General features: G+C 61.5%; 23 protein-coding genes. 14 read left to right on the forward strand and 9 right to left on the reverse strand.

The genetic code is table 11. The annotated features are described in order from the left end of the window. Positions 1 to 42 precede the first annotated feature (42 nt). The 3 genes from dnaA to mutM form a co-directional block, all read right to left on the reverse strand. Positions 43 to 1473: a chromosomal replication initiator protein DnaA gene (dnaA, locus tag C1T17_RS18700; protein ID WP_104954730.1), complete on the reverse strand. Its 1431-nt coding sequence runs from the start codon at positions 1471 to 1473 to the stop codon at positions 43 to 45. A gap of 445 nt (positions 1474 to 1918) precedes the next feature. After that, a complete protein-coding gene (rpsT, locus tag C1T17_RS18705) occupies positions 1919 to 2182 on the reverse strand; it encodes a 30S ribosomal protein S20 (RefSeq protein ID WP_104954731.1) in 264 nt (87 codons plus the stop codon). 116 nt (positions 2183 to 2298) lie between these two features. Then, positions 2299 to 3111: a bifunctional DNA-formamidopyrimidine glycosylase/DNA-(apurinic or apyrimidinic site) lyase gene (gene mutM, locus C1T17_RS18710; protein WP_104954732.1), complete on the reverse strand. Its 813-nt coding sequence runs from the start codon at positions 3109 to 3111 to the stop codon at positions 2299 to 2301. A 79-nt stretch (positions 3112 to 3190) separates the two neighbouring features. Between mutM and C1T17_RS18715 the strand changes: the two genes are divergently transcribed. The 12 genes from C1T17_RS18715 (at position 3191) to C1T17_RS18770 (ending at position 15043) form a co-directional block, all read left to right on the forward strand. Then, entirely contained in the window at positions 3191 to 3922 is a 732-nt protein-coding gene (locus C1T17_RS18715) for a class I SAM-dependent methyltransferase (RefSeq protein ID WP_104954733.1), read from the forward strand. Between the two features lie 7 nt (positions 3923 to 3929). Then, positions 3930 to 5471 carry a 2-polyprenylphenol 6-hydroxylase gene (ubiB, locus tag C1T17_RS18720; protein ID WP_104954734.1) on the forward strand — a complete coding sequence of 514 codons (1542 nt, stop codon included), beginning with the start codon at positions 3930 to 3932 and terminating at the stop codon, positions 5469 to 5471. Further along, the gene (coaBC, locus tag C1T17_RS18725; protein WP_104954735.1) at positions 5468 to 6685 is read left to right on the forward strand and encodes a bifunctional phosphopantothenoylcysteine decarboxylase/phosphopantothenate--cysteine ligase CoaBC; all 1218 of its coding nucleotides are present in this window, start codon (positions 5468 to 5470) and stop codon (positions 6683 to 6685) included. The genes ubiB and coaBC overlap by 4 nt, the downstream gene beginning before the upstream one ends. Continuing rightward, on the forward strand, positions 6666 to 7124 hold the full coding sequence (gene dut / locus C1T17_RS18730) for a dUTP diphosphatase (RefSeq protein WP_104954736.1): 459 nt from the start codon (positions 6666 to 6668) through the stop codon (positions 7122 to 7124). Before coaBC ends, dut begins: the two co-directional genes overlap by 20 nt. Before the next feature lie 10 nt (positions 7125 to 7134). Beyond that, positions 7135 to 7899, forward strand: coding sequence for a HesA/MoeB/ThiF family protein (locus tag C1T17_RS18735; RefSeq protein ID WP_104954737.1), 765 nt, complete (start codon positions 7135 to 7137; stop codon positions 7897 to 7899). Next, on the forward strand, positions 7887 to 8249 hold the full coding sequence (locus C1T17_RS18740; RefSeq protein WP_104954738.1) for a DsrE family protein: 363 nt from the start codon (positions 7887 to 7889) through the stop codon (positions 8247 to 8249). The genes C1T17_RS18735 and C1T17_RS18740 overlap by 13 nt, the downstream gene beginning before the upstream one ends. 63 nt (positions 8250 to 8312) lie before the next feature. Then, complete coding sequence (locus C1T17_RS18745; protein WP_104954739.1) at positions 8313 to 9836, forward strand: fumarate hydratase; 1524 nt, start codon at positions 8313 to 8315, stop codon at positions 9834 to 9836. Between the two features lie 96 nt (positions 9837 to 9932). Beyond that, complete coding sequence (locus tag C1T17_RS18750; protein WP_104954740.1) at positions 9933 to 11336, forward strand: methyl-accepting chemotaxis protein; 1404 nt, start codon at positions 9933 to 9935, stop codon at positions 11334 to 11336. Positions 11337 to 11376: 40 nt separating this feature from the next. Further along, a complete protein-coding gene (locus C1T17_RS18755) occupies positions 11377 to 12630 on the forward strand; it encodes a putative DNA modification/repair radical SAM protein (protein ID WP_104954741.1) in 1254 nt (417 codons plus the stop codon). A gap of 106 nt (positions 12631 to 12736) precedes the next feature. Then, positions 12737 to 13087, forward strand: coding sequence for a hypothetical protein (locus C1T17_RS18760; protein WP_104954742.1), 351 nt, complete (start codon positions 12737 to 12739; stop codon positions 13085 to 13087). 53 nt (positions 13088 to 13140) lie between these two features. Continuing rightward, positions 13141 to 13608 (forward strand): hemerythrin domain-containing protein, encoded by a 468-nt coding sequence (locus tag C1T17_RS18765; RefSeq protein WP_104954743.1) that lies wholly within the window; start codon positions 13141 to 13143, stop codon positions 13606 to 13608. A gap of 10 nt (positions 13609 to 13618) precedes the next feature. Next, the gene (locus tag C1T17_RS18770; RefSeq protein ID WP_104954744.1) at positions 13619 to 15043 is read left to right on the forward strand and encodes a UdgX family uracil-DNA binding protein; all 1425 of its coding nucleotides are present in this window, start codon (positions 13619 to 13621) and stop codon (positions 15041 to 15043) included. On the opposite strand, the gene C1T17_RS18775 is transcribed toward C1T17_RS18770, so the two are convergent. Beyond that, positions 15040 to 15441, reverse strand: a complete 402-nt coding sequence (locus C1T17_RS18775; protein ID WP_104954745.1) for a DUF1489 family protein — start codon at positions 15439 to 15441, stop codon at positions 15040 to 15042. The two genes, C1T17_RS18770 and C1T17_RS18775, sit on opposite strands and share 4 nt — an antisense overlap. Before the next feature lie 11 nt (positions 15442 to 15452). Continuing rightward, a complete protein-coding gene (mgtE, locus tag C1T17_RS18780) occupies positions 15453 to 16868 on the reverse strand; it encodes a magnesium transporter (protein WP_104955356.1) in 1416 nt (471 codons plus the stop codon). A 158-nt stretch (positions 16869 to 17026) separates the two neighbouring features. Here mgtE and C1T17_RS18785 point away from each other — a divergent pair, with 158 nt between their 5' ends. Next, positions 17027 to 17476: a peptidylprolyl isomerase gene (locus tag C1T17_RS18785; protein WP_104955357.1), complete on the forward strand. Its 450-nt coding sequence runs from the start codon at positions 17027 to 17029 to the stop codon at positions 17474 to 17476. On the opposite strand, the gene C1T17_RS18790 is transcribed toward C1T17_RS18785, so the two are convergent. The 3 genes from C1T17_RS18790 to ppc form a co-directional block, all read right to left on the reverse strand. Then, a complete protein-coding gene (locus tag C1T17_RS18790) occupies positions 17457 to 18137 on the reverse strand; it encodes a nuclear transport factor 2 family protein (RefSeq protein ID WP_104954746.1) in 681 nt (226 codons plus the stop codon). The two genes, C1T17_RS18785 and C1T17_RS18790, sit on opposite strands and share 20 nt — an antisense overlap. Further along, positions 18137 to 18739: a hypothetical protein gene (locus tag C1T17_RS21830; RefSeq protein ID WP_223262699.1), complete on the reverse strand. Its 603-nt coding sequence runs from the start codon at positions 18737 to 18739 to the stop codon at positions 18137 to 18139. Before C1T17_RS21830 ends, C1T17_RS18790 begins: the two co-directional genes overlap by 1 nt. 71 nt (positions 18740 to 18810) lie before the next feature. After that, entirely contained in the window at positions 18811 to 21495 is a 2685-nt protein-coding gene (ppc, locus tag C1T17_RS18800; protein WP_223262700.1) for a phosphoenolpyruvate carboxylase, read from the reverse strand. A 117-nt stretch (positions 21496 to 21612) separates the two neighbouring features. Here ppc and C1T17_RS18805 point away from each other — a divergent pair, with 117 nt between their 5' ends. Beyond that, positions 21613 to 23097: an ATP-binding protein gene (locus C1T17_RS18805; protein ID WP_189338427.1), complete on the forward strand. Its 1485-nt coding sequence runs from the start codon at positions 21613 to 21615 to the stop codon at positions 23095 to 23097. Positions 23098 to 23163: 66 nt separating this feature from the next. Here C1T17_RS18805 and ftsH read toward each other — a convergent pair whose 3' ends face one another. Next, positions 23164 to 25113 (reverse strand): ATP-dependent zinc metalloprotease FtsH, encoded by a 1950-nt coding sequence (gene ftsH / locus C1T17_RS18810; protein ID WP_104954748.1) that lies wholly within the window; start codon positions 25111 to 25113, stop codon positions 23164 to 23166. Between the last annotated feature and the right edge of the window lie 152 nt (positions 25114 to 25265).

Genomic DNA, 25265 nt, shown 5'->3' on the forward strand with positions numbered 1-25265 from the left:
GGCTTTCTTTTGACGATGCGGTGGTTAGGCAAGCTGCCTTGCTCAGCCTTCCAATTGCCGAAGCAATGCGCGCACATCCGCGTCAATGTCAGGATTTGATTCGCGCAAGGCCTCAATTGTGCGGACAGCGTGGATCACCGTCGAATGATCGCGCCCACCGAAGATGCGGCCGATTTCCGGCAGGGAGCGCGGCGTCATTTTCTTGGCGATATACATCGCGACCTGCCGAGGCCGCGCAATAGCCCGCGCGCGACGCTTGGACCGCATTTCCGACGGATCGATCCGGTAATGGGCGGCACAAGCTTTTTGAATCTCATCCACGGTGATGCGGCGCGCATTGGCGCGCACCGTGTCGGCGAGCATCGCCTGTACGAATTCCATGTCGATCGTACGGCCGGTGAGTTGGCCATAAGCGACCAGCTTGTTGAACGCGCCTTCCAGTTCGCGGATGTTGCTGCGTACCGATCGCGCCAGGAAATCGATCACGGCGTCGGGAACCGGCGGATCGCCCGCCACCAGCCGCTTGGCTTCCAAAATGGCCAGGCGCAGATCGATGTTGGCAGGCTGAATGTCCGCCACCAGCCCGCCCGCTAGACGCGAGAGGATGCGGGGATCGACGGCATCGAGTTGCTGGGGCGCGCGGTCGGCGCTGATGACGATACGAGCGCCATTCTCGACCAGTTCGTTGATGGTGTGGAGGAACTCCTCCTGCGTCGCGCCCTTGCCCGCGATGAACTGGATATCGTCGATCAGGAGCAGACGGGCGGCGCGCAGCCGTGCCTTGAAGGCCATCGTCTCGTTCGCGCGCATGGCGTTCACGAATTCCATCATGAACCGCTCGGCGGACATATAGACGACAGTACCACCCGGCGTGTGGGCCAGATATGCGCCCGCTATGGCATGGAGCAGATGTGTCTTGCCCTGCCCTGTTCCGCCATGGATAAACAACGGTGTAAAGCGCGGCTGTTCGAGCGCGGCCATTGCCTGCGCTGCGGAAAAGGCGAGCTGGTTGCTCTCGCCCGTCACGAAACTGTCGAAGTCATGGCGGGGCTGGAAGCCCGATGCTGTGGCCGGCGCAGGCTGGGTGGGCGTGGCGTCCGCGGGCACGGCAAGCACGCGCAAGGCACCGGCATCGGGTGCACGGACGATCCGGATATCGCGAACCCCGGCCGGGATGCTGCGCCATGCCAGACGCAGGCGATCACCAAATTGCGCGGACACGAAGTTGGCGGAGAACTCGGACGCGACGAGGATATCGAGAGTCTCGGTCATTGGGCAGTAAGCGCCGAGACGGGCAGGCTTGAGCCACTGGTCGAACATGCGGGCACCAATATCGCTCCGGAGGCCGGTACGTAACTGCGCCCAATAAGGCTCCAGATGCGCAGCATCGTTGGAGACGCCGGCACGGCCGGAGTCGTCGGCTGCTGCGTGACCTTTCACAAGGCCCGTTTCCCATTCCGCCTGTCTTGTCATCCCACCCCTTCGAGCCAAAGCCTGCAAGCGGCAATGCGCAAATATCCGTGCGGAAAAGTCGCCCCCGACCTGATCCGCTTACTCTTTTTGTCGCATTGCAATAATTACGGAACCGATTCGTTCCGGAACTCACGAGTAGGACTTAGACAGCGCTGAGAGAGTCGATCAAGTCCACCGCGGTTCAAAAAACTGAAATAAAGACGTTGACTCAGCAAAGCCGCGGCAATTGCCCAAATAAAAAATAAGCCACTGAATTATAGTGATTTTCTTCCGTGTTATCGTCGGCTGAGTTGCACGAATCGTGGTAAGTCCTTGGTTACAGCCAGATGACGATCTCGTGACACCTTTGAAGAATGTAATCTCCGCTGCCGCAAATCAGTCGCGCACAAACAAAAGCCCGCCGGGCGATGCCAGGCGGGCCTTCCACTGCGCGAGGCAGATGTTTTTAGCCGAGCGCGGAAACGCGCTTCGTCAGACGGCTGAACTTGCGCGAAGCTGTGTTCTTGTGCAGCACGCCACGGGCAACGCCACGTGCCAGCTCAGGCTGAACGGTCTGCAGCGCAGTCGCAGCGGCATCCTTGTCGCCAGCGGCCAGAGCGGCTTCGACCTTCTTCACCAGCGTACGGATGCGACCGACGCGGTTACCGTTGACCAATGCCCGAGCCGCGTTGCGGCGAATGCGCTTCTTTGCCTGTGGCGTATTTGCCATGCCTGTCCTCGAACCGAAAATTCATAAAGAAAAGGGCCATGCGGATTCGGCCCGCCGGCCCGTGAAGGAGCGCGCCTTACCGCGGAACGCCGAATGCGTCAACATGCTCGGACGCATTATCGCTGACATTTCGGGCAAAAGAAAGTAGAGCGCCCACCATCCACGCGCCGCGCAACGGTGCCCCCGCATAAGCAAGGCTCGCCTTCGCGCCCGTATACCCGCCATTGCTTGGAAAAATAGCCAAGTTCGCCACTGGGCCGGGCATAATCGCGCAGGGTGGAGCCGCCCGCCGCGATCGCCGAGATCAACACCGCGCGAATCGCCTCGACCAGTCTGCCGAGGCGGGGTGCACTGATCTGACCACTCAACGATCCCGGCGCGATTCGCGCGATGTTGAGCGCCTCGCACACATAGATATTGCCAAGGCCTGCCACGATCCGCTGGTCTAGCAGCGCCGCTTTGATCGGGCTGGTACGGCCCGCCAAGGCGCCGCGCAGATAAGCAACCGTGAATTCCGGCCCCAGCGGCTCCGGCCCCATCCGCGTGAACGGCTCATGCGCTTCCCACGCATCGGTGCGGACGAGATCGAGCGATCCGAATCGGCGCGGATCATTGAGCGCCAGCCTCCGCCCGTTTGCCGTTTCCAGAACCAAATGATCGTGCGTGCCGATGCTGTCGGGATCGACTCGCCAGCGACCGGACATGCCGAGGTGAAAGATCAACGTGTCGCCGCGATCCGTGCCGATCAGTCCATATTTTGCGCGCCGCCATAGCGCCGTGACCGTAGCGCCCGTAAGCCGTTGGCGCAGGTCCACGGGGATAGGCCATCGCAGGTCGGCGCGGCGCGGCTCCACCAGCGTCAGGCGCTCGCCATCCAGCACCTGGGCAAGGCCCGCGACCGTGGTTTCGACTTCTGGTAATTCGGGCATGAAACACCAATGTAGAGGGCAACGGCGCAGTTACCAGCTTCTGCTGGAACCCGCGCCAAACTCTGGTTAGAGCAGCGCCATGAACGACACAGTTTCCTTTGGCTATCGCGATGTCGATGCGACGCAGAAGACCGGCATGGTCAAGGGCGTCTTTTCCAATGTCGCGGGCAAATACGACCTGATGAACGACGCGATGTCCGCTGGCGCGCATCGCCTGTGGAAGGACCAGTTCGTCAAGCGCGTCAAACCGCAGCCTGGCGAAGCGATCCTCGACATGGCGGGCGGCACCGGCGACATCGCCTTTCGGATGCATGCTAAAGGCGCGCATGTCACCGTGTCCGACATCAACCCGGAAATGCTGGGCGTCGGCATGGAGCGCGCCGCGAAGAAAGGCCTGACCGGCCTCTCGTGGTCCGGACAAAATGCCGAGACGCTCGACTTTCCGGACCGGCAGTTCGACGCCTACACGATCGCTTTTGGCATCCGGAACGTCACGCATATCGACAAGGCCTTGGCCGAAGCGCATCGCGTGCTGAAGTTCGGCGGACGCTTTTTCTGTCTCGAATTCTCAACCACCCTTTGGCCGGGCTTTGCCGATGTGTACGACGCCTATTCGCATCATGTAGTGCCCAAGCTCGGCAAGCTGCTGGCCAATGATGAGGAAAGCTATCGCTACCTGATCGAGTCGATCCGCCGCTTTCCCGATATGGCCAGGTTCGAGGACATGATCCGCGCGGCAGGCTTTACCCAGACGAAGGTGGAGCCGATCCTGGGCGGACTCGTCGCCATCCACAGCGGCTGGAAGGCGTAATCGCCCGGTGACGTCGCACGTTACGCACCTCTGGCGTCTCCTCAAATGGGGGCGGACGCTTGCGCGCCATGGTGCCCTCCGCGGCATTGAGCGCGATCCGCTGACGCCTGCCGCCGTCCGCAGGCTGGCGCGCGTGGCGCGGCTTGGTGCCCGCGTGCCGAAACAGCCGCGCTATGCCGACGCATTCCAGGCCATCGGCCCCGCAGCGATCAAGCTGGGGCAAACGCTGGCGACGCGACCCGATCTTGTCGGAGAGGAAGCGGCGCGGGACTTGCTGCGCCTGCAGGACGCCCTGCCCCCCGTCCCCTTCGCGCAGATCCGCCGACAGATCGAGCAGAGCTTCGGCCGTCCGCTGGAGGCGCTTTACAGCCAGTTCGATGAAGCCCCTGTGGGCGCGGCCTCCATCGCACAGGTCCATCGCGCTACTACGATCGAGGGCCGTGACGTAGCGGTGAAGGTGCTGCGTCCCGGCGTCATCGATCAGCTCAATCGCGATATCCAGACCTATGAATGGGCCGCCGCGCATCTGGAGCAGATTGGCGGCGAAGTCGCGCGCCTGCGGCCTCGCCTGATCATCGCGAACTTCAAACGCTGGACCGCGCGCGAACTGGACTTGCGGCGTGAAGCAGCATCCTCGTCCGAACTGGCCGAGGCGATGCAGGCCGAGCCGGGTTACACCATTCCGCAGATCGACTGGGATCGCACGTCCGGGCGTGTCCTGACGATGGAATGGATCGACGGCATCAAGATCGCGCAACGCGACGCCATCGTCGCGGCGGGGCACGACCCGAAGATACTGGCGGCGCGACTGGTGAATGCCTTCCTGCGGCAGGCGATTGCCGAAGGCTTCTTCCACGCCGACATGCATCAGGGCAATTTGTTCGTGCGGAGAAATGGCGATATCGTCGCCATCGACTTCGGCATCATGGGCCGGATCGACCGCCGCGCACGGACGTGGCTGGCGGAAATTCTCTACGGCCTCATCACCGGCAATTACCGACGGGTCGCGGAAATTCATTTTGAGGCGCAATATGTGCCCGCGCATCACGACGTTGCCGAATTTGCGACGGCGCTAAGAGCGGTGGGCGAGCCGATGCGCGGCAAGCCTGCGCGGGAACTCTCGGTCGGCGGGATGCTCGACGGGCTGTTCGCGATCACCCGCGACTTCGACATGCAGACACAGCCGCATCTGCTGCTCCTGCAAAAGACGATGGTGATGGTGGAGGGCGTCGCGACCACTCTCGATCCCGATATCAATATGTGGGAGACAAGCGGCCCCTATGTGAAGGAATGGCTGCGGTCGGAACTTGGCCCTGAAGCCAAGGCCGCCGACACGCTGATCGAGAACTGGCGCACGTTGCAGCGCCTGCCCGATCTCGTCCGCCGGATCGAGGAACGCTACCCCCCGCGCGGGGCAGCGCCACCCCCGCCGCCGCTCCCGGTCGTCAAGCTGATCGGCGTCGGCTCGGGGTGGAAATATGCCCTAGTGGCAGTGGTTGCCGCGGTGGCTGGAGCGGCAGGCGCTGCCCTGCTAATGACGGTGGCATGAGCGGCAAGCGCATCCTCCTGATCGTCAGCGGCGGCATTGCCGCGTACAAGTCGCTGGAACTGGTGCGGCTGTTGCGGCGGGAAGACGTTGCGGTGCGCGCCGTGATGACGGAAAGCGCAAAGGAATTCGTGACGCCGTTGTCGCTCGGGGTTCTCACCGAGGATCATGTCTATGGCAATATGTTCGACCTTAAGGAAGAGAGCGAGATCGGGCATATTCAGTTGAGCCGTGAGGCGGACCTGATCGTGATCTGCCCCGCGACGGCGAACATGATGGCAAAGATGGCGGCGGGCATTGCCGGCGATCTGGCGACCACGATCCTGCTCGCCACCGACAAGCCCGTGCTGGCGGTCCCTGCGATGAATGTGCGGATGTGGCATCATGTCGCGACTCAGCGGAATATTGCGCAACTGCGCGCCGACGGCATCCATGTGATGGAGCCGGACAGTGGCGGCATGGCCTGCGGCGAATGGGGCAAGGGGCGATTGCCCGAACCGGAAATGGTCGCGGCGGAAATACGGCAGATGCTGGCATCACCGCTCGCGATCGACAGCTTGCCCACAGGCGGCGCGTTGCAGGGCAAGCACGTCCTCGTCACCGCCGGTCCGACGCATGAGCCGATCGACCCCGTCCGCTACATCGCCAATCGGTCATCGGGTAAGCAGGGCTTCGCCATTGCCCGCGCCGCCGCTGATGCCGGCGCGCGCGTGACGCTGGTGAGTGGCCCGGTATCCCTGCCGACCCCGCGCGGCGTGACGCGGGTCGATGTGGAGACCGCGCGCGAGATGGCGGCAGCGGTCGAGAGCGCTCTGCCTGCCGATATCGCGTTCATGGTCGCCGCCGTTGCCGACTGGAGAACAGCCGACGAAGCCGCGCAGAAGATCAAGAAGAATGGCGCGGCTCCTGCCTCGCTGTCGCTTATCGAAAATCCGGACATATTGGCGACTTTGGGCAAACATGCGCAGCGGCCGAAGTTGCTGATCGGCTTTGCGGCGGAAACCGAGAATGTCGGCGAACATGCAGCCACGAAACTGGCGCGCAAGGGGGCTGACTGGATCGTCGCCAACGACGTTTCGGGCGACGTGATGGGCGGCGACGCGAACAGTGTGCAGATCGTCACCGCGCAGGGCACCGAAAGCTGGGATCGCCTGCCCAAGGATGCCGTCGCCAACCGTCTGATCGAGAAAGCCGTCCATGTCCTTGCCGCCGATTGATATTGCCTTGAAGCGCCTGTCGCACGGCGCGGACTTGCCGCTGCCTGCCTATGCGACGGAGGGGGCTGCGGGCATGGACATTGTTGCGGCGGAGGAACTCGATCTTGCGCCTGGCGCGCGGCACGCGGTCGCAACCGGCTTCGCGATCGCAATTCCTGATGGTTATGAAGTGCAGGTCCGCCCGCGCTCCGGCTTGGCGCTCAAGCACGGCGTCACAGTGCCCAATACGCCCGGCACGATCGACAGCGACTATCGCGGCGAAGTGAAGGTCATCATGATTAATCATGGCGACACGCCGTTCCCGATCCGCAGGGGCGATCGTGTGGCGCAACTCGTCGTGGCGCCCGTCCAACAGGCGCGGTTCACAGAAGTCGTCGACCTAGACGAAACGGTGCGCGGCGCCGGAGGGTTCGGCTCGACGGGCGTGCTCAGCCGGTGAGCCTGCGGCCATGCTAGCCGACGCGCAGCTTGAGCGATATGCCCGGCATATCGTGCTGAAGGAAATCGGCGGCGCGGGTCAGGCACGGCTGCTCTCGGCGCATGTGGTGCTGGTCGGCGCAGGTGGCATCGGCAGTCCCGCGATCCAATATCTCGCAGCGGCCGGTGTCGGCACGCTTCGGGTGATCGACGACGACACGGTGGCGCTGTCCAACCTCCAGAGGCAAGTGCTGTACGGCACCGACGATATCGGCGCGTCGAAAGCGGAAACCGCCCGCACCGCTGTCGCCCGGCTTAATCCGGACATGCATGTCATCCCGATCCTTCAGCGTCTGGACACAAACAACGCCGGTATCCTGCTCCGTGACGCGGATGTCATCATCGACGGCAGCGACAGTTTCGAAACGCGCCTGGCCGTCGCCGACGCCGCACACCGCCTGCATATCCCGCTGGTCTCTGCCGCCGTGGGGCAATTCGAGGGCCAGCTTGCCGTCTATCGCGGCTGGGAAGCCGACAAGCCCTGCTATCAGTGCCTTGTGGGGGAAGACCCGGCGCGGCCCGACACCAATTGCGCCGAGCAAGGCGTGATAGGTGCGCTGACGGGCATGATGGGCAGTCTTGCCGCATTGGAAGCGATCCGCACGCTCGTGCCGTTTGGGGAGGATAGCGCAGGGAAACTTCTGATCGCCGATCTGCTCTCGCTTCGTTTTCGCACACTCGTGATGCCGAAAGACCCCGCCTGCCCGGCCTGCGCCAGAGCCGTATGCGAAGGCTGAAGATCGTTCTGCTGACTGCCGACCCTGAGCGCCTGCGCGGAGCGCTCGCTGCGGCGGCGGCGCATGTGGCGCTGGGCGGAGATGCCGATATCTTCCTTCAGATGGATGCTGCCGCACTTGTGTCCAGCACCCCTGCCCCGCGCGATGCCGCGCATACCGCAGCGGGAATGCCCACTCTCACGGCATTGATGACGGAAGCACTGGCGCTGGGTGTAAAGCTGACCGCATGCCAGAGCGGACTCACCCTCACCGCCATCGACGCCCGATCGCTCGATCCACGCATTGCCATCAGTGGCACCGTCGCTTTCCTGCAAAGCGTTGGCGACACGGACCGGCTGCTGTTCGTCTAGACAGTCGATGCAAAGCCTCTATAGCGAACCGCAAATGTGCAAGCGTAGCGGGGACTTCCGGGCATGACCGTCACCATCACCCAAGCCGATCTGATCGAAAGCGTCGCCGACGCGCTCCAGTTCATCAGCTACTATCACCCGATGGATTATATCCGGGCGCTGGGCGAAGCCTATGAGGCGGAACAATCCCCGGCGGCCAAGGACGCCATTGCCCAGATCCTGACCAACAGCCGCATGTGCGCCGAAGGCCATCGCCCGATCTGTCAGGACACCGGCATCATCAACATATTCGTCAAATGGGGCATGGACTGCCGCCTCGACGACACCAGCAAATCATTGCAGGAAATCGTCGATGAAGGCGTGCGCCGCGCCTATCTCCACCCGGAGAACAAGCTGCGCGCTTCCGTGCTTGCCGATCCCGCCTTCACGCGCCGCAATACCAAGGACAACACGCCCTCCGTCCTACATGTCGAGATGGTACCGGGATCGAAGGTCAGCATAGACGTCGCGGCAAAGGGCGGCGGCAGCGAGAACAAGTCCAAGTTCAAGATGATGAACCCCAGCGATTCCATCGTCGATTGGGTGCTGGAGATGATCCCGCAAATGGGCGCGGGCTGGTGCCCGCCCGGAATGCTCGGCATCGGCATCGGCGGCACGGCGGAGCATTGCGTGTTGCTCGCCAAGAAGGCGCTGATGGACCCCATCGACATGGGGCAATTGAAGAAGCGCGGGCCGCAGAACGATATCGAAGCCATGCGCATCGAGATCTTCGACAAGGTGAATGCGCTGGGCATCGGCGCGCAGGGACTGGGCGGCCTCTCCACCATCCTCGATGTCAAAATCATGGACGCGCCCTGCCATGCTGCGGGCAAGCCGGTTGCGATGATCCCCAATTGCGCGGCCACCCGCCACGCACACTTCACGCTGGACGGCAGCGGCCCTGCTTATCTCGAACAGCCAAAGCTCAGCGAATGGCCCGACGTCAACTGGACGCCGGACAAGGCCGCGATCCGCGTCGATCTCGACAATCTGACGCCGGAAGTCGTGCAAAGCTGGAAGCATGGCGACCGCCTACTGCTGAATGGCAAAATGCTGACCGGCCGCGACGCCGCACACAAGCGGATCAAGGACATGCTCGACGCGGGTGAACCGCTACCGGTCGAGTTCAAGGACCGCGTCATCTATTATGTCGGCCCCGTAGATCCGGTGGGCGAGGAAGTCGTCGGCCCCGCCGGTCCCACCACCGCTACCCGCATGGATAAGTTCACGCGCATGATGCTGGAACAGGGTCTGCTTTCCATGGTCGGCAAAGCCGAGCGCGGGCCGATGGCGATCGAAGCCATCCGCGATCATAAGAGCGCCTATCTCATGGCAGTTGGCGGCGCGGCTTATCTGGTGGCCAAGGCCATCAAGGGTTCAAAAGTCGTGGGCTTCGCCGATCTCGGCATGGAAGCGATCTACGAGTTCGAAGTGCAGGACATGCCCGTGACGGTCGCAGTGGATAGCCAAGGCCAATCCGTCCACCATCTCGCCCCGCTGGTATGGCGGGAGAAAATCGCGAAGGAAAAGCTGCTCGAAGGCGTATGACCGGCTAGGGCAAGAGCCCTCCGGTGCGTACGATGCGCTTGCCGCATGGTACGTTACATAAGCGATTTTTAACTGTATTAGCGTACGCAGTTCGACATGCAACATGCTGTACTCGCGAGCGACATTCACCAAACGATCAAGAAGGCTGCCAAACTTTCCGGTGACCTCGGAATCCGCACTCTCGACCTGCAGGCAGACATCGCGGAGCTTGCCGAACGAGTTACCGATCAAGCCCGCACTATTGAGTCGTTAGGGGCGGAAGCCGTCCAACTCGCACGGGGCGGAGCGGATGTCTCCAGCGCAGCCAATGATGCGCAGCGGCAGGCGAAGGCGGCTGGCACCGTGATCGATGATTCAAACAAGCAACTTGTCGATGCCACGGCGAACGTCGTTGACATGATCGAGCAGGTCAGCCGTATTCACGACAGTTTGGGCGGGTTCAACGAAGCGCTGTCCACCGTCGCCCATGTCACTGGCGTCATTAGCGGCATTGCGAGCCAGACTAACCTGCTGGCTCTTAACGCCACTATTGAAGCGGCCAGAGCGGGCGATGCGGGCCGCGGCTTTGCCGTCGTCGCCAGCGAGGTGAAGAAACTTGCGCAAGAAACCGCAGCGGCCACGCAAACAATCGAAGTTTCGATCCGTGCTCTGACGAGCGAAGCCGACGGTATGCTCAGCCGCATAGGCCAAGGTGTCGAAACCGCGAAGTCTGCGCACAAAGGCACGCGGGACATCGAAGCTTTGGTCACACGCCTGAGCGCCCTGATGCGGGGACTCTCCGAGAACAGCGTTTCGGTCGCAACGCGTATTGGGTCAATGGTGGATTCGGTACGGGAAATCCATACGGGACTGGATGCACTGGCCGCCACCTCGTCGGACAATGCAGACGGCCTCCAAAGGCTGTCGGCACGACTGAGCAGTGTCAGCGACGACACCAATATCCTGCTTCAGTATCTGGCGGAAAGCGGCGTAGATATTCCGGACGCGCCTTATATCCGGTTCGGACTGAATGCCGCTGAAACCATAGGCGCAGCGATCGAGCAGGACATTGCAGAGGGTCGCCTCTCCCTGTCAGACGCGTTTACCGAGCATTACACGTTAGTGGGACCGGGCGAGCCGCAGCTTTTCTCCCATCCCATTCAGCCATGGATCACCGCCGCCGCTCGACCTTTCCAGGAAAAAGCGCGCAGTCTTCCAGGCTTTTTCGGTATGACCTGCACCGATCGCAACGCCTGGGGCGGTGTGGCGATGCCGGAACGCTCTTTGCCGCAGCGGGCGAACGATGAAGTGTGGAATTCAGAGCATGCACGCGCGGGACAAAAATTTTTCCAGGCTGACACGCGCGAGCAAGTGCTTACGACCGCTCCATTCTGCATCAAAGCCTATCGGCGTCCAATCACCGGCGGCGGCGTCATGCTGTTGAAGCAAGTCATTGCGTCCATTTACATCGGCGGCCGACACTGGGGTATTTTACAGGTGGCTTACGAGGACCAGGGCTAAAACTCTCGACAGCCGGGTATAAAGAACATATAAAGAACGAATGGCATGGCTGGATACGCGACAAAAGTTGGAAATACTCGCTGACGCGGCCAAATATGATGCGTCTTGCGCGTCTTCAGGCACGTCCAAGCGCAACAGCATCAGTGGACCTAAAGGCGGAATAGGATCCACGGAAGGCATGGGGATTTGCCATGCCTACGCGCCCGATGGACGCTGTATTTCGCTGCTGAAGATCCTGCTGACGAATAGCTGCGTCTTTGACTGCCATTATTGCATCAACCGCAAGAGCAGCAACGTGCGCCGCGCGCGCTTTACGGTGGAGGAAGTGGTTGATCTTACCCTCTCCTTCTATCGGCGCAATTATATCGAAGGTCTGTTCCTGTCGTCCGGCATCATCAAATCGCCGGATTACACAATGGAGCGGGTCGTCGCGGTTGCGCGCAGCCTGCGGGAGGATCATCATTTCCGCGGCTATATCCATTTGAAGACGATACCGGATGCCGATCCTGAACTGATCCGGGAGGCCGGCCTTCATGCCGACCGGATATCCATCAATGTCGAGCTTCCGACTCGGGCGGGACTGACACGCCTTGCGCCGGAGAAAGACAGCGATCGGATTGAAGGTGCGATGGGTTCGATGCAGGCGGAGATGGCAGACAATAAGGATGCCCGAAAAAAGTATCGAAGCGCTCCCAAATTTGCGCCGGCAGGGCAATCGACGCAGATGATCGTTGGTGCGGATGATGCCAACGACCAAGCGATCATCACGCGCGCAAGCAATTTATACGGGCGTTTTGGTTTGAGACGCGTCTACTATAGTGCCTTCTCGCCCATTCCTTCGGCAAGCGCCGTGTTGCCGCTCCAGCGTCCTCCACTCATCCGCGAGCATCGGCTGTATCAGTCCGACTGGCTGATGCGTTTTTACGGTTACTCCGCACAGGAAGTGGCGAATGCCGCCGATGCAGAGACGGGCAACCTGCCGCTCGACATCGATCCGAAACTTGCATGGGCACTGAAGAACCGAGCGCAATTTCCGGTCGACGTGAACCGGGCGCCGCGCGAAATGCTGCTGCGGGTTCCGGGTTTAGGTGTAAAAGCCGTCAACGCGATTTTGAGAACGCGCCGCTTTCGAACGTTGCGGTTAGACGATGTTGCACGACTGACGGCATCGATCGTCAAAATTCGACCATTTTTGATTACCTCCGACTGGCGTCCGGTGGTATTGTCGGATCGCGCCGAGCTGCGCCGCTTGATAGCTCCCAAACCAAGGCAGCTTGATCTGTTTGCAGCGTGAGAGAGTAACAAATCAGCGCTCTGCTGCAATTTTTAATTGATTTGCAAGCGCGCGCATGAAACCTTGGGTGGAACGGTAACCGGCAAGGGGCTTTGCGGTGGCATCCATGTTTCCGACTAAATCTGTCGAAAACGATAGGATGGTGGATTACGCCAGGAAAATGAGCAGCCATGTCGCGGCGGCGCTGGTGTTATTCGCCGTTCTGCAAATTGCCGTGGTGGCTAAGACGGGCGGCTCGCTCCTGATGCATTTTGGGATCTTTCTGGCCATCGGCGGTTTCTCGATCGCGGCAAGGGGGCTGGAACGGCGTTGGTCATATCTTGGTAGGCAGAACATCGGAGCAGACCGATTGAAGGCTCAGTTTCAGGCTGATCTATTACCGCTCTGGAGCGCATCGCTGGTCGCACCCTTTTTGTGGATACCGGTCGCCGTAGCGGGTCGCCTCCTTTTCTCCTGAACCTTTTGCCATGATCGATGGTTCTTCCTGCACTTAATCAGGAGAACCCGACCATGGCCGGTGCCGATATCTTTGATGCGCTAAAGCAGGACCACGATCAGCATCGCCTGTTGCTAGACAAGCTTACCGATGCGAAGGGCGAGAACGAGCGCTGTGCCAAGCTGTTCGATCAATTCAGGATCGAAGTGACGGCGCATGCCGCCGCCGAAGAAGAAACGCTGTATGCAACTATGTTGTCGCGTCCCGATCTGCGCGAAGATGCGCAGCATAGCGTGTCGGAACACAAGGAAATCGACGATTATCTCGACGAATTGAACGAACTTGAAGCTGGTTCGGATCAGTGGGAAGCAACGTTTGAGAAGATGAAGAAGCGCTACCTCCACCACATTGATGAGGAAGAGGAAGAGATGTTCCCTGACGCAGCCGAGGAACTGTCCTCCAGCGAAGAAAAGGCGTTGGCCGACCGATTTGCCGAGCGGAAGCCCGCCGAACTGGAACGCGCGCAGGCGGCAGACGAATAGAAGAGCTGCGATGTATCGCGTCAGCCTGTCCGCCGACGATGATTTCGAAGGTTGGCGCGATGCCGCACGGGCGCTCGCAGTCTCACAGATTCCGGCATCGGATATCGTCTGGAGCGTTGGGTCCGGAGGAAGCGACCTGTTCGGGGATCAGCCCGTACCTGCCGCTAATCCGCTGGCGGGCTTCGGCGTACCCAAGCCGTTTATCGATCTTGCCCAATCTGCCATACTGCATAGCGACCCCGAGCGATTTTCGCTGCTTTATGCGGTGCTGCTTCGGGTACGATCGCAGCCCTCCGATATGCAGGATCGCGCCGATCCGCTGCTGCGACGAGTTGAAATGCTGGCCAAGGCGGTACGCCGGGATATCCACAAGATGCGGGCCTTTGTTCGCTTCCGCGAGGTGGAGGACACGGGAAAGACAGAAAAACGTTATGTCGCCTGGTTCGAGCCTGAACATCATATCGTCCGCCGCAACGCAGGCTTCTTCGTGCGGCGCTTCGCCAATATGCACTGGTCGATACTTACGCCTGAACTCAGCATCCATTGGGACGGTGAGCGCCTGCAGGAAAGTCCCGGCGCTGAGCGGGGCGACGCGCCCTCGGAAGACCCCGTAGAGGACATCTGGAAAGGCTATTACGCGGCGATCTTCAACCCCGCGCGGTTGAAGGTGGGGGCGATGCTCTCCGAAATGCCGAAGAAATACTGGCGTAACTTGCCGGAGGCTTCCATGATCCCAAATTTGATCGCTGGCGCGCAGGCTCGTGAAGCGAATATGATTGCGGCCAGTCCGAAGCCATCGGCACCTCCCCCGACGCGCGCCGCAACTCCAGGAGATAATGCCCAAGGCGCATGGGAAGCGCTTCGTGCGGACGCAATGGGCTGTACACGTTGCCACTTGCATCTGCTCGGAACGCAGACCGTGTTTGGTGAAGGGCCAATTGGCGCACGGTTGATGATTATAGGCGAGCAACCCGGCGATCAGGAGGATCTGGCAGGACGGCCATTCGTCGGCCCTGCGGGAAAGGTGTTCGACGCGGCGCTGGAGCAGGCCGGTATAGATCGGGCGCGGGTGTACCTCACCAACGCGGTCAAGCATTTCAAGCACGAGCTACGCGGCAAACGGCGCATCCATCAGACACCGCAAACCGCGGAGATACAAGCCTGCCGCTGGTGGCTTCAGCAGGAGACGGAGATCATCCGCCCCCGGATCACACTTGCTTTAGGCGCGACCGCCGCGCGCGCGATGATCGGCAAGACCGTGACGATCGGCAAGACGAGGGGCGCGCCGATCATATTGGAAAATGGCGGTGAAGGCTGGGTGACGGTGCATCCAAGCTACCTTCTGCGTATTCCCGATGCGGCAAAGGCAGCGGAAGAACGGGAGCGTTTTGTTGAAGACCTCCGCAATGTTCGCGAAAGGCTAGAGGCGGCCTAAACCAGCCCCAACCGGGCCAGTTCCCCCAGCAGCGCGGCCGGCATCGCCTCCGCGCCGGCAGTGCCATTCCCCAGGTCCAATGGCGCGTCCTTCTCCTCCAGATACCGCCAGCCCTGATGCGCGCGCTTCGGGCGCGCCTCCACAGCGATCAGCCGTGGCTCCAGCCTGATCCAATGGCGGCCCTCTGGCGTCGGTTCAAACCCCAGGATCGGGCTGCGGCCCACAATGATGTGACTATGAATCCAGTAGAGCGATCCCCCCGCCATTTCTCCGACGCGCTTGGGCAAGTAGCGCGTCGTCAGGCGTGCCTCGCCCCGCTCTTCGTGCGATTCCAGCCAAGCCCGCAATGTTTCAGGGCTCTCGCTCATGAAGGCGATCTTGGTCATGTGCAGGGGCATAGCGAGGAATGCTAGTGCAGGTTGAAAGCGGTAGCGAGTCCAAGGAACGCGAAGAAGCCAGTGCAATCTGTGGCCATGGTCACGAACACCGCAGACGAAACGGCAGGATCGACGTTGTTGCGCTCAAGCGTAATCGGGATCAACACGCCCGCCAGACCCGCGACAAGATTCGTCGTCAGGATCGCAAGGCCAAAGACGAAGGAAAGATCCGCACGTCCATAGAGCAGGTAAGATCCGATCCCGATTAACGTACCCAGCACAAGCCCATTGGTGGCAGCGATACGAAACTCGCGTGCGATCATGCGGAGCGTATTGGAGCTGGTAAGCTGATTGGTAGCCAACGCGCGCACCACGACTGCGAGTGTCTGCGTACCGGCATTGCCGCCCATGCCGGACACTATGCCCATCAAAGCGGCCAGCAGGGCAAACCGCGCAATCGTCCCCTCAAACAATCCTACCACGGATGCGGCAATCATCGCTGTTCCAAGGTTCACGACGAGCCACACCAACCGCGTCCTGACGGTCAGCAGCACCGGCTGGTTGATGTCGCCCTCACCCGCGCCCGACAGCCGCAGGATATCCTCGCCAGCCTCTTCCTGAACGATATGCAGGATGTCATCGACGGTAATCATGCCGACCAGCCGCCCGCCATGGTCCACGACGGCAGCGGAAATCAGCGCATATTTCTGGAAACGGAGAGCAACTTCTTCCTGATCCATATCGACGGGGATCAACGTCTGCTCGCGCTTCATGAGGTCGGCCATCGGAATATCGCGCGGGCAGGTCAGTATCCAGCTTAGCTGGCAAGTGCCGATCGGCTTGTGCGCTGGATCGACGACGAAGATTTCCCAGAAGTCGCTGGTAATGTCGCCATGATCGCGCAGGTAATCGATAACCTGACCGACTGTCATATGCTCGGGAACGGCCATCAGGTCGCGCTGCATCAGGCGGCCGGCGGACTCTTCGGGGTAGGACAGCGCGCTTTCTATCGCAGCGCGGTCTTCGGGGTCCATGGCCTCCAGCACCGCCTGCTGGTCCGCCTGCTCCATGTCCTCGATGATCGCAACGGCATCGTCGGTGTCGAGTTCGCGCGCGAATTCAGCGACCTGCTCAGGCCGCAAGACGTCGATTAGATCATCGCGGACATAGTCGTTGAGTTCGGAGAGAACCTCGGCCCCGACGAGATCACCCAGCGCAGCCGCCACATCGGCCCGGCGTTCGGACGGCGTGAGTTCCAGAAGGTCGGCAATGTCCGCAGGATGGAGCGGCGAAACCAGTTCGCGTGCTTTGTCGGTGTCTTCGTCTTCAACCGCATCAAGAACCGCCCTGACGAAGCTCGGCTTTAGCCGATCGCCTTCATCATGCAGCGATTCTGCGGCTTCCGGCAGTTCCGCTTCGAGGGGATCGATCGCGTCTTGCTCGCTCATCGCCGCCTCCTTCACTGTCGCCACCTTCGGTCATCGGCCGTCTTTCGCTGATGCACAATATAAATGCAAGGATCGTGGCGTCTGTCGTCACCGGACTTTCATCGGCGCGACAAACCCTTATATGAGCGGCAATTCAAACGGCACGAAAAGGATGCATGATGGCCGACGAAACCTTGACACTCACTCTCGACACCGGCGATGTCGTCATCAAGCTGCGCCCTGATCTCGCGCCTGGCCATGTTGAGCGGATCACGACGCTTGCCAAGGAAGGCTTCTATGATGGCGTGGTGTTCCACCGCGTCATTCCTGGCTTCATGGCGCAGGGCGGCGACCCTACGGGAACTGGAATGGGCGGATCGAAGCTTCCCGACATCAAGGCGGAGTTCAACCGCGAACCGCACGTCCGTGGCGTCTGCTCGATGGCGCGCTCGTCAAATCCGAACAGCGCCAACAGCCAGTTCTTCATTTGCTTCGACGATGCCGGCTTCCTTGACGGCCAATACACCGTATGGGGCGAAGTGACCGAAGGCATGGAGCATGTCGACGCCCTTCCCAAGGGCGAGCCGCCGCGCACGCCCGGCAAAATCGTCAAGGCGACGGTCGCCTGACGTTATTCGGCTGCGACGATACGTTGGAGCCAATTGATGCAGGGGCTTGGACCGGAATGGACCAAGCCCCTATTTCCTGTATGTGCCAGCGGCGCTGCTCGGCGGTCGATCCCGGCACATCATTCACGCGGCGCAGCACGACGGAACGTAATGCGTAGTACGGCTTACCCGTGGCCTTCACCCGCGCGTAAATTTGCACGGGCACCGTCACATATTCCGATCCAGCCGCGCCTTGTGGATCAAGGGGCGCACCGATATTCGCATGTATCTCGCTGAAGCCAGCGAAGTGCCTTGCAAAGGCCTTGGCATCCTCGTCGCCATGAGGCGTGCCATCACGCCATAGATCTTGCGCTTCATCAAAGCGCTTCGACTCCAGCAGTGCATAATAGCCCTGAACGATCTGGGCGGCGCCTTGTGCGCTGTCGGGATCGATCTTTCCTTCAGACTGCGGCTCGGTCGGCACCGGCAGCCCGCCCGGCGTACCTGGTGCGGGCGGGTTCAACGGCTCCATGACCGAAAGTGCCTGCGCCTTCACGGTCTGCTCCATGTTGGACGTGTTAGCACCCTCCGCGACATTCTCCAGCACGTTGCGCTGGTCAGGCGCACAGCCCGAAGCGGCTCCCAGCAACAATAACGCTGCCCAAGCTTCAGGCGATCTCATTATTGCGGACGCTGCCGACCGCGAAAACCGCCCCGCCCTCGATCCTGACGCGGCGTGAAGGTGGGACGCTCAGCACGAGTGACGCCGCGATCAACGCGATTATTGTCGCGAAAGGAAGGGCGCTCGGGGCGGGGGCGGACGGCAGCCTGGCCTTCGACTTGGGCCTGCCCATTTTGCCGCCACGCGCGACGACCCTCAAAACTGCGATCAGCTTGCCCATCGCGGCGGCCGTAGGTGCGGCCGTTGTCACCATCGCGCCTGCGCCAGTCATTCCGCCCCCGATCGAAATCAGGGCGGCGGGCCTGATCGCGTGCGCGATATTGCTGACGTCGCACTTCCCAATAAGACCGCTGGCGATCATCCCAACGATGGCGGCGACCACCACGATCGAACACATAATAGCCAGTGCCGGGATAGTAGTAGTCGTTATACCAGCCGCCGTAGTATCCGGGATTGTAATAGCCGCCGGGATAATAGTCGCCTGCATAGCCAGTGCCGACGGATACGCCGCCATAACCATAACCATCATCATAGGCACAGCCGCCAAGGCTGAGCGCGGACAGGAGACCAACGAAGATCAAACGGGGCGAGCGGGAAGCCATCGGCTTTCTCCTTTTCAGAACATGCTGAAAGGGTAACGCGCCACGGTTGAATTGGTTGTGAACGGAAACGGCTATCCGCTGTTGCGCAACGCCGTCGCAATGGCGTTGATCGACAGTTCGATGCCTTCCTTGATCCGCGCGTCATCCTCCCCAGCACGATGGCGCTTGAGCAATTCGATCTGCAGCAAATTCAACGGTTCGATATAGGGCAAGCGCAAGCGAATGGACGTCTCGAGCGCGGGATTGTACTCCAGCAGCCGCGATTGGCCCGTCAGCGCGAGCAATTCGTCATGCGTCTTGCCCCACCCGTCGGCAATCCGCCCGAAGATGACATCAGCCGCCGCCTGATCCTGCACAAGGGGCAGATAGCGCCGAGCAATACCAAGATCGGATTTCGCAAGCACCATCTCCAGATTGGCCATGGCCGACCGGAAGAACGGCCAGGCCTGCGCCATGTCGGCCAGCAGCGCCTTGTCCTCAAAGGCGTGCAGCGCGTGACCGACGCCGTACCAGCCGGGCAGCATCACCCGCGCCTGTGCCCAACTGAACACCCACGGAATCGCGCGCAAGTCCTCGATCCGCGTGCTCTTGGTACGGCTGGCGGGACGCGACCCGATCTTGAGGCCGGATATTTCCTGGATAGGCGTCAGTTCACGGAAGAATTCCTTGAACCCCTCCGTGCCGTACACAAGGTCGCGGTACGCCGTGAACGAGCCGTGTGAAAGCGTATCCATCGCCGCCGTGAAACGTGCCGCATCGCGTTCCGACAGCGCCTCCGGCTCAAGACTGGCAAGCAGCGTCGCGCTGGTCATCGCTTCCAGATTGACCGCCGCCACATCGCGCGTACCGAATTTGGCAGCAATGATCTCGCCCTGTTCCGTGACGCGGATACGCCCCTGAACGGTGCCGGGCGGCTGCGCTCGGATCGCCGCGAAGGCTGAGCCGCCGCCGCGCCCTACCGCCCCGCCGCGCCCATGGAACAACTGCATCGCCGCGCCTGCCTGCGCGAACACCGGCTGCAATGCCTTGGACGCCTCATGCAGGCTCCAGGTCGATGTCAGGTAGCCGCCATCCTTATTGCTGTCGGAATAGCCGATCATCACTTCCTGATGACCCCGCCGCGTCACGATGCCGCCGATTTCCGGCAAGCCGAAATAGGCGGTCATGATAGACGGCGCGGACTCAAGGTCGGCGATGGTTTCGAACAGCGGCACGGCCATGATCGTGGCCTGCGGAGGTGCGCCATCCACGCCCGCCTGCCAAAGCCCCGCTTCCTTGAGGACGATGTTGACCTCCAGCAAGTCAGACACACTTTCGGCCTTGCTGATGATATAGTGCGTGATGCACTGCGGGCCATAGGTCTTGAGCGCTTCGGCAGCGGCGTGGACGATGGCCAGTTCAGACGCTGTTTCCTCGCTGTAGGCCGCAAATCGCGAACCCAGCGGGCGATTGCTCGCCAACTCCCGCCGAAGCAGCGCAATCCGCGCAAACTCATCGAGCGCCGCATAGTCCGCCTCGACGCCCGCTTGCTTCAGCAGTTCGGCGACGACACGTTCATGCACGTCGCTATTCTGACGCATGTCGAGCGTTGCCAAATGGAAGCCGAACGTCTCCACTGCCCGGATCAGACGGCCGAGCGCGCCGCCCGTTGCAAGCACACCCTCGGCATCGCTGGCAAGTCCTTGCGCGATTACCACCAGATCGCGCCGCAATGCCGCCGGATCGTCATAAGGATCAGCCGACAAGGTCGAGGGACGAGAAGGCGCTTTGCCTGTTAATGCCTCATGCGTCGCGCAAAGCCGTGCATAGACGCCGGTGATCGCCCGTCTATAGGGTTCGTCACGACGGCTGGCCGAAGGATCGCCGCTCCGCTCCGCCAGTTCCAGCACGGCGTCGGGGACATGCGCCAGTTCGGTTGAGAGCGACAGTTCCGCGCCCAGTGAATGAAGCTCGTCAAGATAGTAGGAGAGCGCTGCTTCACAGGCGCGGGACAAGGCGAACCTTAGCTGATCCGCTTGCACATAAGGGTTGCCGTCACGATCGCCGCCGATCCAGCTTCCGACGCGCAGGAAACTCTGCGGACGCGCGCCCAGCACGCGCTCCCATCGCGCGTACAGCGCCGGCAAAACGGGCAGGAATGTGTCCCGAAAATAGGCGAGAACGTTCTCGATCTCGTCCTGCACGTACAGCCGCTCACGACGCAACGGACGTGTCTGCCACAGGAGCGCGATCTGCCGGGCGATCGCTTCCTCGATAACTTCGCCATTGTCCGTTTCGCTTTTGCCGCTGTCCATCAGCAGCATCAGATCCGCAATGCGGTTCTTGTGATCGATCATGCTCTTGCGGCGCACCTCCGTCGGATGTGCGGTAAGCACAGGAACGATCAACGCTTTGTCCAGGAGGGCCAATATGGCATCCTTCGATACGCCATGCCCCTCCAGTGCAGCTATGGCTGAGGCCATGTCGGCCCCCGGTTCGACTGCAATGCCCTGGCGGTCTTCGGCAAGATTGGCCAGCATCGAGAACAGCATGAACCCGCGTACGAACGCGAGCGTGTCGTCCAGATTCAGCGCATCCAGGCCCGTATCGACAAGATCAGCCCCGGCAACACCGCGTGCACGGTCTACGGATGCTGAACGTATGTATTCCGTCTGGCGATAGAGATTCTCTCCGCCATAGGCCCGAATGACGTCGCCAAGCAGGCGCCCCAGAAATCGGATGTCGGGATTTTGTGTGATTGGAGGAGCGCTGGCCATGGCGCATTGCTGCATTGCAACAGAGCTGTGGTCAAGCGGCTTCCGCGTCTAGTTTGCGCCGGTTGATGGATAGACTGAGTTACAGGCTTACGAACCCACTTGCCTGCGTAGCCTCCTATGCGCCATGGCAGCGGTGTGACGGCGGAAATCGAAATCGGCATGGACGGCGCGGGTCAACCGGTTCGCATGGACGTGGAGGAACTGCTCGCAACGCGGCTGCTCGTTCAGGGCAATTCGGGATCGGGGAAGTCGCATCTGCTGCGGCGGTTGCTGGAGGAGAGCGCGCGGCTGGTGCAGCAGGTCGTGATCGACCCGGAGGGCGATTTCGTCACGCTGGCCGACAGTTTCGATCATGTCGCGATCGATGCGGGTGCGTATAATGAGCGGGAAATTGCGGCTCTTGGCGCGCGCATCCGGGAGCATCGCGCGTCGGTGGTGCTGAACCTCGAATCGCTGGAAGTCGATGCGCAGATGAAATGTGCGGCGATCTTTCTGAACGCGTTGTTCGATGCGCCGCGCGATCATTGGTATCCGGCACTGGTCGTGGTGGACGAGGCCCAGATGTTTGCGCCAGCCGCGGCGGGTGACGTTTCGGAAGATGCGCGGCGTGTTTCGCTGGCGGCGATGACGAACCTGATGTGCCGTGGCCGCAAGCGCGGTCTGGCAGGCGTGATCGCGACGCAGCGGCTCGCCAAGCTTGCCAAGAACGTGGCGGCAGAGGCGAGCAACTTCCTTATGGGACGCACCTTCCTCGACATCGACATGGCGCGCGCAGCGGACCTGCTTGGTATGGAGCGGCGGCAGGCTGAACAGATTCGCGATCTGGAGCGCGGGCGTTTTCTGGCGTTGGGACCGGCGATATGTCGGCGGCCGATATCGGTGAAGATCGGCCCGGTGCAGACCAGCACGCGGATGGGCACGCACAGCCTCCTTCCGCTCCCCTCGGCGGCCAGCGGCGGCAATGTGCAGGCGATGCTCTTTGCCGAGATGGAGGCCGACGCGCCCCCTCCCCCGCCGCGCCCCGAACCCAAGCCGGTTGCGGCGGAGGATCTGATCAGAGTGATTTCGGGTCCGGATCTGTCCGTCCCCGCTGGCAGCCGGTCGGATGAGCCGGCGGTCGATAGCAATGTGGTCGATGCGGCGGTGATCGCTGTGCTGGAGGAAATGGTTGCTGATCCCGGCAGCGCGTTTCAATCGACGGCCGTGCTCTATCAGGATTTCACAGTCCGGTGCCGGATGCATCGCCTGACCAAGGTGCCGCTCGACCTTCCGGCCTTCCGCCGCCGCTTTGCGATGGCGCAGGCCGGGATGCTCGATGCGGGCGATCCGCGTTGGGAGCTGCCGCTGGCAGTGGCATCGCGATTGCCGGAGGATATGCTGGCACCGTTTCTGCTGATCGCGCATGCGGCGCTGAAGGGGCAGGCTTGCCCGGACGATGAAGCGCTGGCACGGGCCTATGGCACGAGTTCACAGGGGCGCGTGCGGCGGCTGATCGACTATATGGAAAAGCAGGGCGTGATCGTCGCCCGCACCGACTTTGGTGGCCGCCGGTCGATCGGCGTGCCGGAACTGGGTCTCAGCACCGCCGCTGCCGAGGGCTGATGCCCATAAGAAAAGGGCGGCGTCCGCGTTGGACACCGCCCTTTTCAACTCACCTAGATGTTGCGATCAGGCGCCCTGTGGTGCGGGATCGCCGAAGGGCCCCTTGCGGCGGCGCGTCTTGGGGATAGCCGTGCCGGCGGCTGGAATGCTGGACGGGCGGATCGTCGTGCCGTCGTCGCGGGTGATTTCCCCCTTGTCGAGCAGCGTCTTGATCTCGTCGCCCGAGAGCGTTTCATATTCCAGCATCGCATTGGCCAGCAAGTGAAGCTGATCCTCATGCTCGACCAGCAATTCCTTCGCCCGGTTATAGCCCTGTTCGACCAGTGCGCGAATTTCCTTGTCGATCAGCTTGGCGGTCTCGTCCGACATATGGACGCGCGCGCTCTGTGAATAGCCCAGGAAGGTTTCGCCCTGCTGCTCTTCATATTGCAGCGGGCCGAGCTTTTCCGACATGCCCCATTGCGTGACCATGTCGCGCGCCAGCTTCGTCGCATATTGGATGTCGCTGGATGCGCCGGACGACACCTTGTCATGGCCGAAGATCACTTCCTCGGCGACGCGGCCACCCATGGCGACGGCCATGTTGGCGTGCATCTTGTCGCGATGATAGCTGTAGCTGTCGCGCTCCGGCAGACGCATGACCATGCCCAGTGCGCGCCCGCGCGGGATGATCGTCGCCTTGTGGATCGGGTCGGACGCCGCTTCATGGACCGAGACGATAGCGTGGCCCGCTTCATGATAAGCGGTCATCTTCTTCTCATCGTCGGTCATCACCATGGAGCGGCGTTCCGCGCCCATCATGACCTTGTCCTTGGCCATCTCGAATTCGTCCATCGCGACGAGACGCTTGCCGCGCCGCGCCGCCATCAGCGCCGCTTCGTTGACGAGGTTCGCGAGGTCAGCGCCGGAGAACCCCGGCGTACCGCGTGCGATGGTGCGTGCATTGACGTCGGGCGCCAGCGGCACCTTCTTCATGTGCACGGCGAGAATTTTCTCGCGCCCTTCGATGTCGGGACGAGGCACCACGACCTGACGGTCGAAGCGGCCCGGACGCAGCAGTGCGGGGTCGAGCACGTCGGGACGGTTGGTCGCCGCGACAATGATGATGCCTTCATTGGCCTCGAAGCCGTCCATTTCGACCAGAAGCTGGTTCAGCGTCTGCTCGCGTTCGTCATTCCCGTTGCCGAGGCCTGCACCGCGATGACGGCCGACTGCGTCGATTTCGTCGATGAAGACGATGCACGGCGCGTTCTTCTTGGCCTGCTCGAACATGTCGCGCACGCGGCTTGCGCCGACGCCGACAAACATTTCCACGAAATCGGAGCCGGAAATCGTGAAGAACGGCACACCGGCTTCGCCTGCAATCGCACGCGCCAGCAGCGTCTTGCCCGTACCCGGCGAACCGACCAACAGCGCGCCCTTGGGAATCTTGCCGCCGAGGCGGGCGAATTTGGTCGGGTCTTTCAGAAACTCGACGATCTCTTCCAGCTCTTCGCGCGCTTCATCGATGCCCGCAACATCCTGAAACGTCACGCGGCCATGCTTCTCGGTCAGCAGCTTGGCCTTCGATTTGCCGAAGCCCATCGCACCGCCCGCGCCGCCGCCCTTCTGCATCTGCCGCAGAACGAAGAAGGCAATGCCGAGGATCAGCAGGAACGGCAGCGACTGGTAGATCAGGATCATCCAGAAGCTTGGCTGCTCCTCCTGCTGACCGCTGTATTTCACGCCATAATCGTCGAGAAGACCCGGTAGGCTCGGGTCCGCGACGGGTACGGTGGAGAAGCGCTGGTCATTGGTAAGCGTGCCGGTGATCCGGTCGGGCGCAACGGCCACTTCCTTGACCTGCCCGTCCTGCACCTTCTGTCGGAATTCGGAATAAGCGATGCCTGTGCCTGCCGACGAGGCCGTGCGGCTGTCGAACATCGACACGAACAGCAACAGGGCGACGATGACGCCGGCCCATATCATCGCGCTCTTGATCCAGGGGTTGCCCTGCGGTTCCTTGTCGTCGTTCATGCCATCTCGCTTTCTGGGACCAAGATAGGGCGCGCCGTCCAAATGGCAATATGAGTCGCGGCCGCCCTGACCGGCTCAGAACATTTAGATTAGAAGGTATTGCACTATGGTGAACATCGCGGAAACGAAATGGCTTTGCGCCAGCTTGCGAT

This window comes from Sphingobium sp. SCG-1 (genome assembly GCF_002953135.1).
Lineage (GTDB): Bacteria > Pseudomonadota > Alphaproteobacteria > Sphingomonadales > Sphingomonadaceae > Sphingobium.

Excerpts from the sequence above, each read along its gene's own strand:
- dnaA (WP_104954730.1), bottom strand. The coding sequence starts at position 1,473 with ATGACAAGACAGGCGGAATGGGAAACGGGCCTTGTGAAAGGTCACGCA.
- rpsT (WP_104954731.1), bottom strand. The coding sequence starts at position 2,182 with ATGGCAAATACGCCACAGGCAAAGAAGCGCATTCGCCGCAACGCGGCT.
- mutM (WP_104954732.1), bottom strand. The coding sequence starts at position 3,111 with ATGCCCGAATTACCAGAAGTCGAAACCACGGTCGCGGGCCTTGCCCAG.
- C1T17_RS18715 (WP_104954733.1), top strand. The coding sequence starts at position 3,191 with ATGAACGACACAGTTTCCTTTGGCTATCGCGATGTCGATGCGACGCAG.
- coaBC (WP_104954735.1), top strand. The coding sequence starts at position 5,468 with ATGAGCGGCAAGCGCATCCTCCTGATCGTCAGCGGCGGCATTGCCGCG.
- dut (WP_104954736.1), top strand. The coding sequence starts at position 6,666 with ATGTCCTTGCCGCCGATTGATATTGCCTTGAAGCGCCTGTCGCACGGC.
- C1T17_RS18735 (WP_104954737.1), top strand. The coding sequence starts at position 7,135 with ATGCTAGCCGACGCGCAGCTTGAGCGATATGCCCGGCATATCGTGCTG.
- C1T17_RS18740 (WP_104954738.1), top strand. The coding sequence starts at position 7,887 with ATGCGAAGGCTGAAGATCGTTCTGCTGACTGCCGACCCTGAGCGCCTG.
- C1T17_RS18745 (WP_104954739.1), top strand. The coding sequence starts at position 8,313 with ATGACCGTCACCATCACCCAAGCCGATCTGATCGAAAGCGTCGCCGAC.
- C1T17_RS18750 (WP_104954740.1), top strand. The coding sequence starts at position 9,933 with ATGCAACATGCTGTACTCGCGAGCGACATTCACCAAACGATCAAGAAG.
- C1T17_RS18755 (WP_104954741.1), top strand. The coding sequence starts at position 11,377 with ATGGCATGGCTGGATACGCGACAAAAGTTGGAAATACTCGCTGACGCG.
- C1T17_RS18760 (WP_104954742.1), top strand. The coding sequence starts at position 12,737 with ATGTTTCCGACTAAATCTGTCGAAAACGATAGGATGGTGGATTACGCC.
- C1T17_RS18765 (WP_104954743.1), top strand. The coding sequence starts at position 13,141 with ATGGCCGGTGCCGATATCTTTGATGCGCTAAAGCAGGACCACGATCAG.
- C1T17_RS18770 (WP_104954744.1), top strand. The coding sequence starts at position 13,619 with ATGTATCGCGTCAGCCTGTCCGCCGACGATGATTTCGAAGGTTGGCGC.
- C1T17_RS18775 (WP_104954745.1), bottom strand. The coding sequence starts at position 15,441 with ATGCCCCTGCACATGACCAAGATCGCCTTCATGAGCGAGAGCCCTGAA.
- mgtE (WP_104955356.1), bottom strand. The coding sequence starts at position 16,868 with ATGAGCGAGCAAGACGCGATCGATCCCCTCGAAGCGGAACTGCCGGAA.
- C1T17_RS18785 (WP_104955357.1), top strand. The coding sequence starts at position 17,027 with ATGGCCGACGAAACCTTGACACTCACTCTCGACACCGGCGATGTCGTC.
- C1T17_RS18790 (WP_104954746.1), bottom strand. The coding sequence starts at position 18,137 with ATGAGATCGCCTGAAGCTTGGGCAGCGTTATTGTTGCTGGGAGCCGCT.
- C1T17_RS21830 (WP_223262699.1), bottom strand. The coding sequence starts at position 18,739 with ATGGCTTCCCGCTCGCCCCGTTTGATCTTCGTTGGTCTCCTGTCCGCG.
- ppc (WP_223262700.1), bottom strand. The coding sequence starts at position 21,495 with ATGGCCAGCGCTCCTCCAATCACACAAAATCCCGACATCCGATTTCTG.
- C1T17_RS18805 (WP_189338427.1), top strand. The coding sequence starts at position 21,613 with ATGCGCCATGGCAGCGGTGTGACGGCGGAAATCGAAATCGGCATGGAC.
- ftsH (WP_104954748.1), bottom strand. The coding sequence starts at position 25,113 with ATGAACGACGACAAGGAACCGCAGGGCAACCCCTGGATCAAGAGCGCG.